Raw genomic sequence first — 291 nt, 5'->3', positions numbered from 1 at the left:
TGCTAAAAGCAGGTGCTTCTTCAATAACTTTTTGATGGCGACGTTGTACTGAGCAATCACGCTCGAATAAGTACACAGCATTCTCGTGATTGTCACAAAACACTTGTATTTCAACATGACGAGGTTGCGTTAAGTATTTTTCAACCAACATAGTTTCGTCACCAAATGATGACATCGCTTCACGTTTAGCGGCGGCAAAACCCTCATCAAATTCGTCTTCACTCCCAACTTGACGCATACCTTTACCACCGCCACCAGCTGTCGCTTTTAACAGTACCGGATAACCCATGT

Annotated in this window: 1 protein-coding gene; it reads right to left on the bottom strand. The window is 43.6% G+C overall.

Annotated elements, in window-relative coordinates:
• On the bottom strand, positions 1 to 291 hold a 291-nt coding region (locus AACQ14_RS24320), incomplete at both ends, for an ATP-binding protein (RefSeq protein WP_459112805.1).

The sequence above is a fragment of the Vallitalea maricola genome, from assembly GCF_036985595.1.
GTDB lineage: Bacteria > Bacillota > Clostridia > Lachnospirales > Vallitaleaceae > Vallitalea > Vallitalea maricola.
The sequence above is the reverse complement of the archived record's forward strand: the minus strand, read 5'-3'. Positions and strand labels throughout refer to the sequence as shown.